The organism is Streptomyces endophyticus, assembly GCF_035798155.1.
In the GTDB taxonomy this organism is placed as follows: Bacteria; Actinomycetota; Actinomycetes; order Streptomycetales; family Streptomycetaceae; genus Streptomyces; species Streptomyces endophyticus.
On sequence record NZ_JAOZYC010000207.1, the window covers coordinates 62,666 to 76,198 of the forward strand.

Annotated in this window: 16 protein-coding genes; 6 read left to right on the forward strand and 10 right to left on the reverse strand. The window is 69.4% G+C overall.

Features of this window, described 5'->3' with window-relative positions:
* Positions 1–89 precede the first annotated feature (89 nt).
* Complete coding sequence (clpB, locus tag OKJ99_RS41910) at positions 90–2,687, reverse strand: ATP-dependent chaperone ClpB (protein WP_326024026.1); 2,598 nt, start codon at positions 2,685–2,687, stop codon at positions 90–92.
* Positions 2,688–2,835: 148 nt separating this feature from the next.
* Between clpB and OKJ99_RS41915 the strand changes: the two genes are divergently transcribed.
* Positions 2,836–3,249: a pyridoxamine 5'-phosphate oxidase family protein gene (locus tag OKJ99_RS41915; RefSeq protein ID WP_326023906.1), complete on the forward strand. Its 414-nt coding sequence runs from the start codon at positions 2,836–2,838 to the stop codon at positions 3,247–3,249.
* A 133-nt stretch (positions 3,250–3,382) separates the two neighbouring features.
* On the opposite strand, the gene OKJ99_RS41920 is transcribed toward OKJ99_RS41915, so the two are convergent.
* Positions 3,383–3,739: a hypothetical protein gene (locus OKJ99_RS41920; RefSeq protein ID WP_326023907.1), complete on the reverse strand. Its 357-nt coding sequence runs from the start codon at positions 3,737–3,739 to the stop codon at positions 3,383–3,385.
* Positions 3,736–3,936 (reverse strand): hypothetical protein, encoded by a 201-nt coding sequence (locus tag OKJ99_RS41925; RefSeq protein WP_326023908.1) that lies wholly within the window; start codon positions 3,934–3,936, stop codon positions 3,736–3,738. The genes OKJ99_RS41920 and OKJ99_RS41925 overlap by 4 nt, the downstream gene beginning before the upstream one ends.
* A 113-nt stretch (positions 3,937–4,049) precedes the next feature.
* On the opposite strand from OKJ99_RS41925, the gene OKJ99_RS41930 reads away from it, so the two are divergent.
* Together OKJ99_RS41930 and OKJ99_RS41935 are read left to right on the forward strand one after the other, a co-directional pair.
* Positions 4,050–5,048 (forward strand): helix-turn-helix transcriptional regulator, encoded by a 999-nt coding sequence (locus tag OKJ99_RS41930; protein ID WP_407700880.1) that lies wholly within the window; start codon positions 4,050–4,052, stop codon positions 5,046–5,048.
* Positions 5,045–6,046, forward strand: a complete 1,002-nt coding sequence (locus OKJ99_RS41935; protein ID WP_326023910.1) for a helix-turn-helix transcriptional regulator — start codon at positions 5,045–5,047, stop codon at positions 6,044–6,046. The genes OKJ99_RS41930 and OKJ99_RS41935 overlap by 4 nt, the downstream gene beginning before the upstream one ends.
* Before the next feature lie 21 nt (positions 6,047–6,067).
* Here the strand turns inward: OKJ99_RS41935 and OKJ99_RS41940 are convergent, their stop codons facing one another.
* The 3 genes from OKJ99_RS41940 to OKJ99_RS41950 all read right to left on the reverse strand — a co-directional run bounded on the left by OKJ99_RS41940 (position 6,068) and on the right by OKJ99_RS41950 (position 8,874).
* Positions 6,068–7,192 (reverse strand): sugar ABC transporter substrate-binding protein, encoded by a 1,125-nt coding sequence (locus tag OKJ99_RS41940; protein ID WP_326023911.1) that lies wholly within the window; start codon positions 7,190–7,192, stop codon positions 6,068–6,070.
* A 178-nt stretch (positions 7,193–7,370) separates the two neighbouring features.
* Complete coding sequence (locus tag OKJ99_RS41945; protein WP_326023912.1) at positions 7,371–8,189, reverse strand: helix-turn-helix domain-containing protein; 819 nt, start codon at positions 8,187–8,189, stop codon at positions 7,371–7,373.
* A gap of 208 nt (positions 8,190–8,397) precedes the next feature.
* Complete coding sequence (locus OKJ99_RS41950) at positions 8,398–8,874, reverse strand: ATP-binding protein (protein ID WP_326023913.1); 477 nt, start codon at positions 8,872–8,874, stop codon at positions 8,398–8,400.
* A 166-nt stretch (positions 8,875–9,040) separates the two neighbouring features.
* Between OKJ99_RS41950 and OKJ99_RS41955 the strand changes: the two genes are divergently transcribed.
* Positions 9,041–9,889, forward strand: coding sequence for a helix-turn-helix domain-containing protein (locus OKJ99_RS41955; protein WP_326023914.1), 849 nt, complete (start codon positions 9,041–9,043; stop codon positions 9,887–9,889).
* A complete protein-coding gene (locus OKJ99_RS41960; protein WP_326023915.1) occupies positions 9,886–10,119 on the forward strand; it encodes a DUF397 domain-containing protein in 234 nt (77 codons plus the stop codon). The genes OKJ99_RS41955 and OKJ99_RS41960 overlap by 4 nt, the downstream gene beginning before the upstream one ends.
* Before the next feature lie 142 nt (positions 10,120–10,261).
* Here the strand turns inward: OKJ99_RS41960 and OKJ99_RS41965 are convergent, their stop codons facing one another.
* The gene (locus OKJ99_RS41965) at positions 10,262–10,786 is read right to left on the reverse strand and encodes a GNAT family N-acetyltransferase (protein WP_326023916.1); all 525 of its coding nucleotides are present in this window, start codon (positions 10,784–10,786) and stop codon (positions 10,262–10,264) included.
* A gap of 30 nt (positions 10,787–10,816) precedes the next feature.
* Positions 10,817–11,686: a hypothetical protein gene (locus tag OKJ99_RS41970; RefSeq protein WP_326023917.1), complete on the reverse strand. Its 870-nt coding sequence runs from the start codon at positions 11,684–11,686 to the stop codon at positions 10,817–10,819.
* A gap of 72 nt (positions 11,687–11,758) precedes the next feature.
* Here OKJ99_RS41970 and OKJ99_RS41975 point away from each other — a divergent pair, with 72 nt between their 5' ends.
* Complete coding sequence (locus OKJ99_RS41975; RefSeq protein ID WP_326023918.1) at positions 11,759–11,968, forward strand: type II toxin-antitoxin system Phd/YefM family antitoxin; 210 nt, start codon at positions 11,759–11,761, stop codon at positions 11,966–11,968.
* A gap of 30 nt (positions 11,969–11,998) precedes the next feature.
* Here the strand turns inward: OKJ99_RS41975 and OKJ99_RS41980 are convergent, their stop codons facing one another.
* On the reverse strand, positions 11,999–12,535 hold the full coding sequence (locus tag OKJ99_RS41980; RefSeq protein WP_326023919.1) for a hypothetical protein: 537 nt from the start codon (positions 12,533–12,535) through the stop codon (positions 11,999–12,001).
* A gap of 48 nt (positions 12,536–12,583) precedes the next feature.
* On the reverse strand, positions 12,584–12,943 hold the full coding sequence (locus OKJ99_RS41985) for a helix-turn-helix transcriptional regulator (protein WP_326024027.1): 360 nt from the start codon (positions 12,941–12,943) through the stop codon (positions 12,584–12,586).
* Positions 12,944–13,533: the final 590 nt, after the last annotated feature.

Consider the following 13,533-nt stretch of genomic DNA (forward strand, 5'->3'; position numbering starts at 1 on the left):
ACGGATGCCGCCATCCTCTCCCACCGAGGCCCCCCAAGGGCAAGCCCGCGCCCCTTGACTGGGACGCGGGCGTTTCACGGCGGGCGGGGCTACAGCGTCTTCCCCGTCGCAGGGCCCACGATCAGGCCGTCGCCGAACGCGTCGACGCGGACCGTGTCGCCGTCCTTGACCTCGCCGGAGAGGATCTCCTTCGCGAGGCGGTCGCCGATCGCTGTCTGGATCAGGCGGCGCAGGGGGCGGGCGCCGTAGGCCGGGTCGTTGCCCTCGTCCGCGAGCCAGGCCAGGGCCTCGTCGGAGACGTCCAGGGTGAGTCGGCGGTCGGCGAGGCGCTTGGCGAGGCGGTCCAGCTGGAGGCGGGCGATGCGGGACAGCTCGTCCTTGTCCAGGGCCGAGAAGACCACCAGGTCGTCGAGGCGGTTGAGGAATTCGGGCTTGAAGGAGGCCCGGACCACTTCGAGGACTTGTTGCTTCTTCTCCTCCGCCGAGGTGAGGGGCTCGACCAGGTACTGGCTGCCCAGGTTCGACGTCAGGACCAGGATCGTGTTGCGGAAGTCGACCGTGCGGCCCTGGCCGTCGGTGAGGCGGCCGTCGTCGAGGACCTGGAGGAGGATGTCGAAGACCTCGGGGTGGGCCTTCTCGACCTCGTCCAGGAGGACCACGGAGTACGGGCGGCGGCGGACCGACTCGGTGAGCTGGCCGCCCTCCTCGTAGCCGACGTAGCCGGGGGGAGCGCCGACCAGGCGGGCGACGCTGTGCTTCTCGCCGTACTCCGACATGTCGATGCGGATCATGGCCCGCTCGTCGTCGAAGAGGAAGTCGGCGAGGGCCTTGGCGAGTTCCGTCTTTCCTACGCCCGTCGGGCCCAGGAAGAGGAAGGAGCCGGTGGGGCGGTCGGGGTCGGCGATGCCGGCGCGGGTGCGGCGGACCGCGTCGGAGACCGCGCGGACCGCTTCGCCCTGGCCGATGAGGCGCTTGCCGAGTTCGTCCTCCATGCGCAGGAGCTTCTGCGTCTCGCCCTCCAGGAGGCGGCCTGCCGGGATGCCGGTCCAGGAGGCGACGACGTCGGCGATGTCGTCGGGGCCGACCTCCTCCTTGACCATGGTGTCGCCCGCGACCTCCTTCTCGGCCTCGGAGGCCTCCTCCAGGTCCTGTTCCAGGGAGGGGATCTCCCCGTAGAGGAGCTTGCTCGCGGTGTCGAAGTCACCGTCGCGCTGGGCTCGTTCGGCCTGGCCGCGCAGTTCGTCGAGCTTCTCCTTCAGCTCACCGACGCGGTTGAGGGACGTCTTCTCCTTCTCCCAGCGGGCGGTGAGGCCGCGCAGCTCCTCCTCCTTGTCGGCGAGGTCGCGGCGGAGCTTCTCCAGGCGCTGCCTGCTGGCGGGGTCGGTCTCCTTGCCGATCGCCAGCTCCTCCATCTTCAACCGGTCGACGGCACGCTGGAGTTCGTCGATCTCGACGGGGGAGGAGTCGATCTCCATGCGGAGCCGTGAGGCCGCCTCGTCGACGAGGTCGATGGCCTTGTCGGGGAGGAAGCGGGAGGTGATGTAGCGGTCCGAGAGCGAGGCGGCGGCGACGAGGGCGCGGTCGGCGATCTGGACCTTGTGGTGGGCCTCGTAGCGGCCCTTGAGTCCGCGGAGGATCGCGATGGAGTCCTCGACGCTCGGCTCCGCCACCAGGACCTGCTGGAAGCGGCGTTCCAGGGCCGGGTCCTTCTCGATGCGCTCGCGGTACTCGTCGAGCGTGGTCGCGCCGACCATGCGGAGTTCGCCGCGGGCGAGCATCGGCTTGAGCATGTTGCCCGCGTCCATGGCGGAGTCGCCGCCGGCGCCCGCGCCGACGACGGTGTGCAGCTCGTCGATGAAGGTGATGATCTGGCCGTCGCTCTCCTTGATCTCGGAGAGGACGGTCTTGAGGCGTTCCTCGAATTCGCCGCGGTACTTGGCGCCCGCGACCATCGCGCCGAGGTCGAGCGAGACGAGTCGCTTGTTCTTGAGGGACTCGGGTACGTCGCCCTTCACGATGCGCTGGGCGAGGCCCTCGACGACGGCGGTCTTGCCTACGCCGGGTTCGCCGATGAGCACCGGGTTGTTCTTGGTGCGGCGGGACAGGACCTGGACGACGCGGCGGATCTCCTGGTCGCGGCCGATGACCGGGTCGAGCTTGCCCTCGCGGGCCGCCGCCGTGAAGTCCGTACCGAACTTCTCCAGCGCCTTGTAGGACCCTTCGGGGTCGGGTGTGGTCACCCGGCGCCCTCCCCTGCTCTTGGTGAATGCGTCGACCAGCTTCTTCGTGCCGGCCCCGTTCCGTGTCAGCACGTCGGCGGCGGCGCCGCCCTTGGCCGCGATGCCGATGAGCAGGTGTTCCGTGGAGAGGTACTCGTCGCCGAGCTCCTTGGCGCGCTCGGAGGCGTCGGCGATGACGGCGAGCAGTTCACGGTTGGGCTGGGGCGGCGCGACGGTGGATCCCGTCACGCTGGGCTGTGAGGCGAGTGCCCGCTCGGCGCCCGCCCGAACCTGCGCCTGGTCGGCGTCGACCGCGGCGAGGAGGTCGGTGATGTTCTCGTTGTCCTGGCCTTCGAGCAGGGCCAGGAGCAGGTGCGCCGGGGTCAGATCCGGGTGGCCCCCGGACACGGCCCGGCTGCTGGCCGCGTTGATCGCGTCGCGGCTCCGGTTCGTCAGCTCGGCGTCCACGTGCCTGTTCTCCTCCATGTACGGCTGTGTGATCCCTGTGTGATCCCTGCGGAAAATCTGACTCGTCCAACGTGTACAAAGTTGAGTCTATTCCACTCAAGGCCGACCGGGAAAAGGGCCCCGGTCCCTCTGGGATAGGTTCCCGTTCATGGCCAAGCGCATCGACCTCGACGCCCCCGGATCCGCCTTTCTCAGCTTCTGGCGCGAACGGCATCTGTGCACCCTCACGACGCTGCGCGCCAATGGCACGCCCCATGTGGTCCCGGTCGGGGTGACGTACGACGCCGAGGCGCGAGTCGCCCGTGTCATCACGGGAAAGTCCACCAGGAAGGTCGCCCACGCCCTTGAGGGGTCGGGGTTCGTCGCGGTGTGCCAGGTCGACGGGCGGCGCTGGGCGACGCTGGAGGGAAGGGCGACGGTGCGCACGGACCCGGAGCGGGTCGCGGACGCCGAGCGTCGCTACGCGGAGCGCTACTCGCGCGCGCCCCGGCCGAACCCGGACCGGGTGGTCATCGAGATAGCGGTGGGTCGGGCCACGGCGAACGTCCCCGAATCCGTATGACCCCGTGAGCTCGCGACCCCGTGACCTCGCGACCCCGTAGAACGACCGCAGCGGCGTCACCGTGTTCAGGTACACGGTGACGCCGCTGCAGGGGGGAAGCACCTGCGCGATCTACAACGACGGGGGTATCGCGTCAGGCACTGCGGGGGGTGGCCGAGGTGCTGGGGTGCTGGGACTGCGAGGCGGCATCCGCATGGGGGTCCGCCTCGCCGACCAGTTGATGGTCCCGCTGGTCGAGGTTCACAAAGATCATCCCGTACCGGACAACCGTGCGTACCGGCTGTGGAGCGCCACGTGGTCGGCGCAGGCACCGGTAGGCCCGGATGTCGTCACCTTCGCGGACCACGATGATGGGCTCTCCGAAGAGGGTGACCATGAGGGAGTCACCGGAGTTCGGAATCGCGGTCACGAGGTCGATGGTGTGCCAACCGGACCGGTAGGCGATCGCCATCTCCCGGCGTAACGACCGGTCGTCGGGCGGGGTGTTCATTCGCCGCCGCCTCCGGCCACGGGAGCGACTCCCCACGCGACGTCGTCGGCGCCGGCCACGGTCGTGACGCTCTGCGTACCGACCTGATCAGAGCCCCAGGCGACATCGCCGGGCGTAGCGGCACCGGCGGTGCCGAGCGCCAGCGCAACAGCCGCGACCGCCGCGCCGAGCACTGAGCGAAGCATTCTCTTACTCATGTCGGCTTCGTCCTTAGTTGATGGCTTCTTCTCCCCCGCACCACAGACGATGACTCATTCGGGCACATGGAAACCACAGCGGCGATGCATCATGTTCCTGCACGTTCAGGACCCTGGGGGGTGGAGATTTGCCAAGTAACAGCCCAAAAGCGACACATCCTCATCCAGTTACTGAGCTGTGCCCGGAGGGGGAGCGCCTTTACGCCAGCGCGCTGAGCGCGGGCCGTGTCGCGCGCGCCGAGATCGAGTCAGCTCCCTGCCTGCTGGAATTCGCGCTCCTGCACCCGGATCCGGATGACGCGGACTGGCTCCGTCCGGTTCCACCCTCGGTCGTACTGTCCCAGCGGTTGCAGCCCATAGAGCGGGAAATCCACGACCGGCGGGAGCTGTCCGGCGAACTGACCGCTGCTTTCCAGCCGTTCATGGCCATCAGTGCCCAGATGCCCGCGACGACACATGCCATCACCGTGCTCGAAGGCGGCGGCCGGATCAAGGCGGCGCTCGACAAGGCCATCGCCGAAAGCCGCACTGAAGTGCTGACCGTGCAGCCGGGGGGCGGCCGCAGCGAGCATCTGTTGATCGAGGCCCTGGAGCGCAGCAGGCCCCTCATCGAGCGCGGTATCTCGATGCGCACGCTGTATCAGCACACGGTCCGATACAGCCAGAACACCTTCGCGTACATGGACAAGATGGCGGGTGCCAGGGTAGAGATCAGGACGCTCGAGGAACTCATCGAGCGGCTCATCATCTGCGATCACGACGTAGCGTTCATTCCGGCCCAGGCCGGCGACAGCATCGCCCTCGAGCTGCGCCACCCCGGCCTCGTGCAGTACCTGATCAACGTCTTCGACCACATGTGGCGGCGTGCCACCCCGCTGCAGGAAGACGTCTCCTACGAGTCGACTCCCGAAGGGATCACCGGTGTTCAGCGCTCCATCGCCAAACTGCTCATCGAAGGGCATGTCGACGAGGCCATCGCCCGTCGGCTCGGCATGAACGTGCGCACCTGCCGCGCCCACATAGCGAAGATCGCCGCGGCGCTCGGCAGCGGCAGCCGGGCTCAACTCGGCTATCTGATCGCCCGGTCCGGGATGCTGGAGCAGGATTCGTGACGACCGAATCGCACACCGGGCACCAGGTGGACCCGCACGGCCACGGCGCGGATGAGCTGTGCCAGGAGGGCTCGGAGCTGTACACCCGCGCGCTGCGCGAGGGCCGCGTCCACAAGCGCGACACCGAACCGGCGCCCTGCCTGCTGCGCTTCGGCCTCCTCGTGCCCGCCGACGACGACCCGACGACGCTGAGACCGGTGGCCCCGGCCGTCGCCCTGCCGCGCCTCCTCGGCTCGTACGAGGAGGAGATCGCCCGGCAGAGACGGCGCAGTTCGCGGCTCGCCGACCAGTTCGCCCCGCTGATCGCGCTGGAGACGCAGCGCGCCTCGATCCCCAGTACGCCCATGTTCCGTGTCCTGATGGGGTTCCAGCGGATCAACGAGGCGATCGACGAGGCCGCCGGCGAGGCCTCCCTCGAGCTGCTGACCATCCAGCCGGGCGGCAGGCGTCCCCCGCAGGGGCTCGCCGCGGCGCTCCCCCGCGAACAGGCCCTCCTCAGCGGCGGCGGCCGGATGCGCACGCTGTACCAGCACACGGCCCGGCACTCCCCCGCCGTCACGGCGCACTACGAGCAGCTCATCGGCGACGTCCAGGTCCGCACGCTCGACGAGGTCACCGAGCGGCTCGTGATGCTGGACCGCACGGTCGCCTTCATCCCCGCGAACCGGGACCGCACGGTGGCCCTTGAGGTCCGCCACCCGGCGCTGATCAGCTACCTGGCCACGACCTTCGAGCGGCTGTGGCAGCTGGCCACGCCGATGTTCCCGCAGGCGGCCGTCGAGGAGCTGACGTCGGACGGCGTCACGACGCGGCAGCGCACGATCGCGACGATGCTCATCGAGGGCCACACGGACGCGGTGATCGCGGAGCGGCTCGGCATGAACATCCGCACGGTCCGCGTACACATCGCGAAGCTGGCGGCGACGCTGGGCAGCGACAGCAGGGCGCAACTGGGCTATCTGATCGGCCAGTCGGGCATCCTGGAGGATGCGGACTAGCCGTCGCCCGGTACGTACGGGCTACTTCAACCCGGCCTCCGCACACGCCTGCGCGTACTTCGCCGTGCAGATCTGCGACACCGTGAAGATCTTGTCCTTGACGACGGTGCTCTTGATGTTGTCCTTGGTGAGCGCGACGACGCTGACGCTCGCCGTCCTGATCTGCTTGTCGGTCGGGCTGTCGGTGCGGTCCATCGCCAGCGCCTCGAACTCGATGTCGCGGCCCTGCGAGATCCGTACGGCCATCTCGGCGGCGGTCTGCGCCTCGTCCGGGTAGGGCTTGTAGACGCTCATGTACTGCTCGCCGTTCAGGATCCGCTGCACGGCGGCGAGTTCGGCGTCCTGCCCGGTGATCGGCGGCATCTCGCGGACACCGACCTCCTTCAGGGCCGCGATCACGCCGCCGGCCATCCCGTCGTTGGCGACGTACACGCCCGCGATGTTGTCCACGCCGAGCGCGTTGACGGCCTGTTCCATGTTGGCCTTGGCGTTGGACGGCTTCCAGCCCGCGGTGTCGTACGACTTCGCGACGGTCACGGCGTTGCCGAGCTCCGCGCGGGCGGCGTTCTTGTACTGCGCGGCGTTGGGGTCGGTGGGCGAGCCGTTGATCATCACGACCTTGTCGCGCTTGGTGGCCTTGGTCCCGCCGAGGGCGGAGATCAGCGCCTTGCCCTGGGTCTGGCCGACGAGCTCGTTGTCGAAGCCGACGTAGGCGTCCACGGGCCCCTCCGCGAGCCGGTCGTACGCGATGACGTGGATCCCCGCGTCCTTCGCCTTGCGCACGGCCGGAGCGATGTCCTTGGCGTCCACGGCGTCGACGACGATCGTGTCGACCCTCGCGGCGACCATCTCCTGCAGCTGCTTGCGCTGGAGGGCCGCGTTCTGCTTGGCATTGGCGTAGACCAGCTCCCCCTTGCCGCCGGTCAGCTTCGCCACCTGACGCTCGAACATGGGGTGGTCGAACTTCTCGTAGCGAGCGGTCTCCTTCTCCGGGAGCAGCAGACCGATCTTGACGTCGTTCCCCTTGGTGACGGATGCGCTGGGCCCGTTGTCGTCGCCCGGCAGCACACCACCACAGGCCGAGAGCGAGACGACCAGGACGGATGCGGCGCCGGCCATGGCGGCACAACGCATACGCGTGTTCATGTGCGGATACCTCCCTGACGTGGCCGCGACGGTGCGGCCGAGGTGGCTCGAAGCCAACTCGCCCGCCCACTGACCGTCAAGAGGTGAAGCCACACCGCAACGAAAACGGGTCCTTTACTTCTTCACATGAAGCCGGTTACGGCGAATACCGGACACCTCCGCAAGGCCCACACAATATTCACGGGGCGGGCGGGGGTGCTCCCTGCGCCGCCGTCCCGCACCCGGGGCACCGCCCCGGCTCCGGGCCCCGGTAGGCGCGGTCGCAGGTGTCGCAGTTGCGGAGGGGGTGGCGTACGGGCGGGGGTTCGGCCGGTCCGCTGAACGTGCTGGGCCAGGGCGGCAGCTGGGCCGTCAGCCGGTGGGCGAGGAGGGCGGCGGGGCTGTGGATCGTACGGTCGTCGGGCAGGCCCCTGACCAGGGCGTGCCGTACGGCGCTTGGGGTGAGGTCCCGTTCCAGCCAGGCGGTCACGCCGGGGGCGAGGCGTTCGATGTCGCGGGCGGGGAGGGCGAGGCGGGCGTCGGTGCGGTGGAGGGTGGCGAGGAGGTCGGTGGCGACCCGGAGGAGGGCGGGCCGGGGGTTCACCGGGTGGGGGACGGCGAGGGGGCGGGGCTTCTTCTTCACCGGCTTCGGTGGCGGGGCCGGGATGCTGCTTTGCGCTGCGCCCGGCTGATTGCACGACACCGTGCGGGTGCGGACACGGCCGTCCGGCGTGCGCAGCCGTTCACGCCGCAGGTAGCCGTGCGCTTCGAGTTCGTTCAGGGCGGCGGCGATACGGGTGGTGCCCTCGGGAAAGCGGGCGGCGAGGGTGCGGATGTCGGCGCGGGCGCCTGCCGGCAGCGACTGGATGTGGACGGCGAGGCCGATCGCGAGGCCGAAGAGGCCGCGGTGCTGGGCCAGGTGATTGCCGACGACCGTGAAACGTGTGTGAGGGCGGGTGTTTTCGTGGACGATCCCGCCGGGGGCGCACGTGCGCGCGCTAGGGTTCTGGGTATCCATCGGGAAGCTCGATTCTTCCTCGGTGGTCAGGCCCTCGCCTTGGGATTCCCGTCCCGGCGGGGGCCGTCGCATGTTTGCGGTTGTGGTGTTGGGCGTGAGCGTAGAGGGCCCAATGGGCATATGCGCAAGCCGAGTTGGTCTTGTTCACCCGTCCGTGTCACGGGCGGGGAGAGCGGGGAGGTGGGGCTTGGTTTGGGTTCTTTCCCCCTCAGTCAGTCCTTTGTCGTTTGGCGCCACCGGCACCGGCGTACGGGTTTCCGTGCCCCGGCGGCCGTACGAGATCGAGCTCGGCCCAGACCGTCTTCCGGGGAGCGGGACCTTCGCGGACGCCCCAGCGGCGAGCGAGTGCGCCCACGAGGAGCAGGCCGCGACCCGACTCCCCGCCTGGTGCGGCGACTTGAGGGAGGCGGTCGGCGCGGGTGTCCGTGACCTCGATGCGCAGGGTGTCCCCGGCGACGTGGAGGACGAGACGGAAGTCGCGGCCGGGCAGGCGGCCGTGGGTGACGGCGTTCGCGGCGAGTTCGGCGACGACGTGCGCAGCCGCGTCGAGGTCGAGGCCGACCTCCCAGGCGCGGAGTTGCTCCGCGGCCAGGAGGCGTGCGAGGCGGGCTGCGCGTGGTGTGGGTGACAGCTGCACGCTGAAGTGGTTGGTATTGCGGGGGAGTTCGGCGATTTCACGGTTCACGTCACTGAGCGTGTCCGCGCCTGCTTACGCTGACCAGCGACCTGGCCGCTACGTACGGTGACTGTCCAGCGTTTGCCCAGGGCTGTACGGGCTGTCCAGGGTGGCGTGGGGGTACGGCGTTGACGGTACGTGTGCGGGGAGTTCGGCGGACTGGAGGTGCGTGCGGATGACTGGGGCGACGGACGGTGACGGGTGGGAGATCGAGCCGGGGGATGAGCAGGGCGCGGCGGTGGTGGCCATGGTGGGCCGACAGTTAAGGGCTCGCAGGGAGGCGGCGGGCCTGAAGGTGTCCGAGCTCGGGGCGGCCATGGGCTACGGCGAAGGGACCGTCTACAAGGTAGAGGCCGGCAAGCGGATTCCCCGGCCGGAATTCCTCGACAAGGCGGACGAGGCGTTGGACGCCGACGGGCTCATCAAGGCGATGAAGCCGGACGTGGCGGAGGTTCGGTATCCGAAGAAGTTGCGGGACCTGGCGCGTATGGAGGCCAGAGCGGTCGACGTTCAGTGGTACGGCGCCCATGACATCCACGGCCTGTTGCAGACCGAGGGATATATGCGGGCGTTGTTCGAGATGCGGCAGCCCGCGTACACGCCCGGCGAGATCGACCGCGTGACGGCCGCACGGCTGGAGCGGCAATCAATCTTTGCGAGGGAACCCGCTCCCGCGCTGAGCTTCGTACTGGAAGAAGCAGCTCTGCGGCGGCCTCTCGGAGGCAGAATGGTGTTGCGCGGCCAGCTCGAACGCCTGCTGGAGGTAGGGCAGTTGCGCAATGTCGCACTCCAGGTCATGCCGATCGACCGAGAGGAACATGCTGGGGTGGACGGCAGCATCACGATGCTGGGGTTCGGGGACGGCACAGCCGTGGGGCGATCACCAGGCGTCGCCTCGGGGCGCCCCGTCGACGATCCCAAACAGCTCCGGATCCTCGAACTGCGGTATGGCATGATCCGGGCCCAAGCCCTCCCCCCGAGAGAGTCGCGGGCCTTCACCGAGCAACTGCTGGGAGAGACATGAACCGCAAGGTCTCCACCGGAGATGGCGCCGAACTGGACTGGCGCAAGAGCAGCTACAGCAGCAACGGCAGCGAGGGCGACTGCCTAGAAGTCGCCCACGCTCCCGACACCGGTACCGTCCACCTCCGCGACTCCAAGCACCGCGCCGCGGGCCCGCACCTCGCGGTGAGCGGCACCGCCTGGGCCGGGTTCCTCGGGCTACGTGACCTGCGCCCCACACAGGCCGGCTGAGGCCAGTACCTCCCCGTGAGAATGTCGCAGTCATACGCTTGTCTGCGACATTCTCACGGGCACACACCAGTCGAGCGCCCGGAAATCGGATCCCCCAACAGCGTCGGGAGTTGGCTATGAGGGCCGCCCGAACCGTACCCGGCTATCCCTCGTACTCGGTCAGGTCGATCGCGTACACCCGTAGGCCGCCCTCCGCCTTGCCGGGCAGCAGTGCCATCCCCAGCTTGTGGAGCACCTTCGCCGAGGAGGCGTCGAGCTCCGATGCGACCGCGACGACCCGGTCGATGCCGCGGTCCTGCAACGCGAACTCCAGCGTAGCCTGCGCCGCCTCCGAGGCGTAGCCCTGGCCCCAGAACTGTCGCGCGAGCCGCCACTGGATGCCGATGTGGTCCGCCACCTGCGGCGGGGCATCGGGAACGTAGAGGCCGACGGCGCCCGCCAGCTCGCCGGAGCCGAGGAGTTCCACGGCGAAGAGCCCGAAGCCCTCGTCGTCCCACTCCTCCTCCCAGCGCTCGATGTCCTCGGCGGTGTCGTCGAGGGAGCGGGGGGCGCCGTCGCCGATGTGGTGCATCACGGTGGGGTCGGCCTGGATCTCGGCGAGCGGGGCAAGGTCGTCATCGGGGTTCCAGCGGCGCAGGAGGAGGCGGGGGGTACGGATCTCGGTCATGGGTCCATCCTGCGGCATGCCCCGTGCTCGCTAGAACGCGGCGACGGCAACCACAAAGAAGACCACCGGATACAGCACGGTGAGCACACAGACGGGCAGGCCGAGCAGCAGGAACACGAGGAAGAGCAGCGCGCGGGCGACGAGACCCCGCCGGGCGTTCACGCGGTCCTCGTCGAGCGGGTCGTAGGTCACTTCGATCCGGTCGGGGTCCCGGGCGACGATCCTGCCCCCGCCGCGATACTCGTGCTTCGATCCCCCGACGTCCCGGAACACGTACACCTTGGTCGACGTGAGATCGCCGCTGCTGTCGCGGGACTCGGCGGTCCGGTCGTACGTGGCCTCGACGGTGATCCCGCTCCGGCGCAGCACCCACCAGTCCTTGGCAATCGACCAGCACACCTGGGTGATCAGGCATCCGACGTAGAAGCCCGCATAGGAAGCCGCCCACACGATGACGAGTCCGGACTCACCCGTGGCGGCCGTCAGGCAGATCCCCAGCACGAACAGTGCGCCGAACGCCCACCAGTACCACCGGGCCCCGCCCGGCGGCCGGGGCCCGCGCGGCGGTCTCGGCTCGTACGACACCGCCGTACGGCCACTGCGCCGCGGCTGGTCCGCGTCCCGCACCGGCAGCGCCGAGTTGACCGCGTCGGCGAACACCTTCGCGGCCGTCCGGCTGCTGGGACGCAGGCGGTACGTGGCGGGGTCCGGCTCCTCGGGGGCGGCGGTGAGGACGATCTCGATGCCGCGCCGCCCGTCCGCGCCGCGCGGGCGGACCGTCTCGATCGCGGTCAATGGAATGCGCAGGCTCAGTCCGGTCCCGGCCCGGTCGAGCAGCACGGCGCCGCGCCGCAGGCGAGCGGTGGTGAGGCGGCTGCGCAACACCTGTTCGGTCGTCACGGCGGGGAGCGTAGGGCATGAGCATGACGTGAAGTAAGAGGCGCGGTCACACACGAAGGGGCCCAAAGGCCGGTGAACCTCCGGTCCTCAGAGCTGCTCGACCGCGTCGAGCGCGGCGAGGAGGTCACCGTGACGCGCAACGGCCGCGCCGTCGCCCGCATGGTGCCGGTCGATCACACCGACGGCCCTCCGCATCCGACGTCGTCCACAGGGGCAGTGGACCTGCCGGAAATCGGCCTTGCCGAGCCGGCGACCAACACGGACACGGACGGGATCGTGTGAGGCGCGGGCCGGTGACGATCCCCGTCGTCACTACGGCCGATGTCGCCCCCGGGACCTGATCCGGTGCGGCATCAGCTCACGGACCTCCGCCTCGGCGGCGCCGACGACCGGTAAAGGGAACTCGTCGCGATCCTCGCTCCGACCTCCGTGTCCCGCACCCGCTTCGCCGTCCGCGTGCTCGCCCTCGGCCCGCTCTCCCCGGTCGGACCGCGTGGCATCGGGCGCGCGGTCGTGTGCGCTGTCGTCCACTGCACCCTCGTCCGTCGCGCCCTCGTCCGTCGCGTCGCCGTTCTCCGCGACGCGCAACCGCGGGACCGGTGCCCCCGGCGGCATGCCGGGCTCGTCCGGCTCGTCGTGAATGGGTCCGGGGCGGGCCTCTGCGCTCTCGCCCGACACCAGGCGCGCGTGCTCCTCCCAGCCGAGGCGGAACCAGTCCACCCGTTCCCGCTCGGCCTCCTCGACGGTGACGACGCGGAGCGCCTCGGGGCCGAACTCCGCCAGCTTCCGGCCGAGTTCGACGACTAATTCACCGGCGCGGCGCCGCCCGTCGGGCACTTCGCCACCCATACACCCCTGCCCCTTCGTCCCCCCTGGGACTGATCACTGACTTTCCACTCAGCCGCCTTCCGGCAGGAACTGCTTCGCCACCCGGACGAAGGTGTCCCGCAACTCCGGCGGCACTCCCATGCGTTGGGCCGCTTCCTCAGGTGACAGACGCGGCCCGTCGGCCTCCCCATTCCCCTGCGGGCTGCCGCCAACCGGCAGGTCCGCCTCGGCGAGCCGGCCCGACCTGATCAACATGTCCCGCACCGGCACCCCCAGAGCCACCGCGAGCCGCCGCATGGTCTCCAGGTCGGGCATGCTCTGCCGGTTCAACAACCGGCTGACGGCAGCCCGGTGGACACCGGCGTCGTCCGCGAGCCGCGACTTTCCGCCACCTCGCGGGCTGTCGATGGTGTATCCGCGCTCCCGCATCAGACCTTCGATCCAGTCCGCGAACGCGTCCAGGCCGGACGGTCCGCCGCCGCGCTCCTGGCCCGATCCCTGGTCCGGGCCTTGGTCAGGGCCCTGCTCGATGTGGGCTCGTGCCCACGAGCTTTCGCTCATGACGCTGATCTCCCCTCGTCGCGGGCACAGCGTACCGAGCGCGCGCGCACCAAAGCTGCGCGCGCACGCACACAGTTACGGAGATCTGTACAACACGCCGACGGGGACGGCTGGTTGGACTCTTGGGTGCCCCCTCCTCCCTCTTGTCTCGTACGCATCGAATCTACTTGCGCACGCGCACGCAACATGCCACTCTCATCACGCGTTCGCATGTTTCGAACAAATGTTCCCATACATGGGGAGGCGCTGCACGTGTCAAGCCCGAAAATTCTTCCCATTCCTTCGCTGACCAGGGTGTTCACCTGGCACGACGATGAACTCGACTGGCGCAGATCTGCCGCCTGTGCCGAACTACCCCAGCACCACGTCTTCACACGGAGCCCCTCCGAGGCCGCACCTACGTTGCGAGCCTGCAACAAATGCGCGATCCGGCAGGAGTGCGAGGCCGTGGTCGACCC

Coding starts and splice junctions, on each gene's coding strand:
- OKJ99_RS41925 (WP_326023908.1), bottom strand. CDS start 3,936: ATGAGTAAGAGAATGCTTCGCTCAGTGCTCGGCGCGGCGGTCGCGGCT.
- OKJ99_RS41960 (WP_326023915.1), top strand. CDS start 9,886: ATGAACCGCAAGGTCTCCACCGGAGATGGCGCCGAACTGGACTGGCGC.
- OKJ99_RS41965 (WP_326023916.1), bottom strand. CDS start 10,786: ATGACCGAGATCCGTACCCCCCGCCTCCTCCTGCGCCGCTGGAACCCC.
- OKJ99_RS41920 (WP_326023907.1), bottom strand. CDS start 3,739: ATGAACACCCCGCCCGACGACCGGTCGTTACGCCGGGAGATGGCGATC.
- OKJ99_RS41980 (WP_326023919.1), bottom strand. CDS start 12,535: ATGGGTGGCGAAGTGCCCGACGGGCGGCGCCGCGCCGGTGAATTAGTC.
- OKJ99_RS41915 (WP_326023906.1), top strand. CDS start 2,836: ATGGCCAAGCGCATCGACCTCGACGCCCCCGGATCCGCCTTTCTCAGC.
- OKJ99_RS41985 (WP_326024027.1), bottom strand. CDS start 12,943: ATGCGGGAGCGCGGATACACCATCGACAGCCCGCGAGGTGGCGGAAAG.
- OKJ99_RS41940 (WP_326023911.1), bottom strand. CDS start 7,192: ATGAACACGCGTATGCGTTGTGCCGCCATGGCCGGCGCCGCATCCGTC.
- OKJ99_RS41955 (WP_326023914.1), top strand. CDS start 9,041: ATGACTGGGGCGACGGACGGTGACGGGTGGGAGATCGAGCCGGGGGAT.
- OKJ99_RS41945 (WP_326023912.1), bottom strand. CDS start 8,189: ATGGATACCCAGAACCCTAGCGCGCGCACGTGCGCCCCCGGCGGGATC.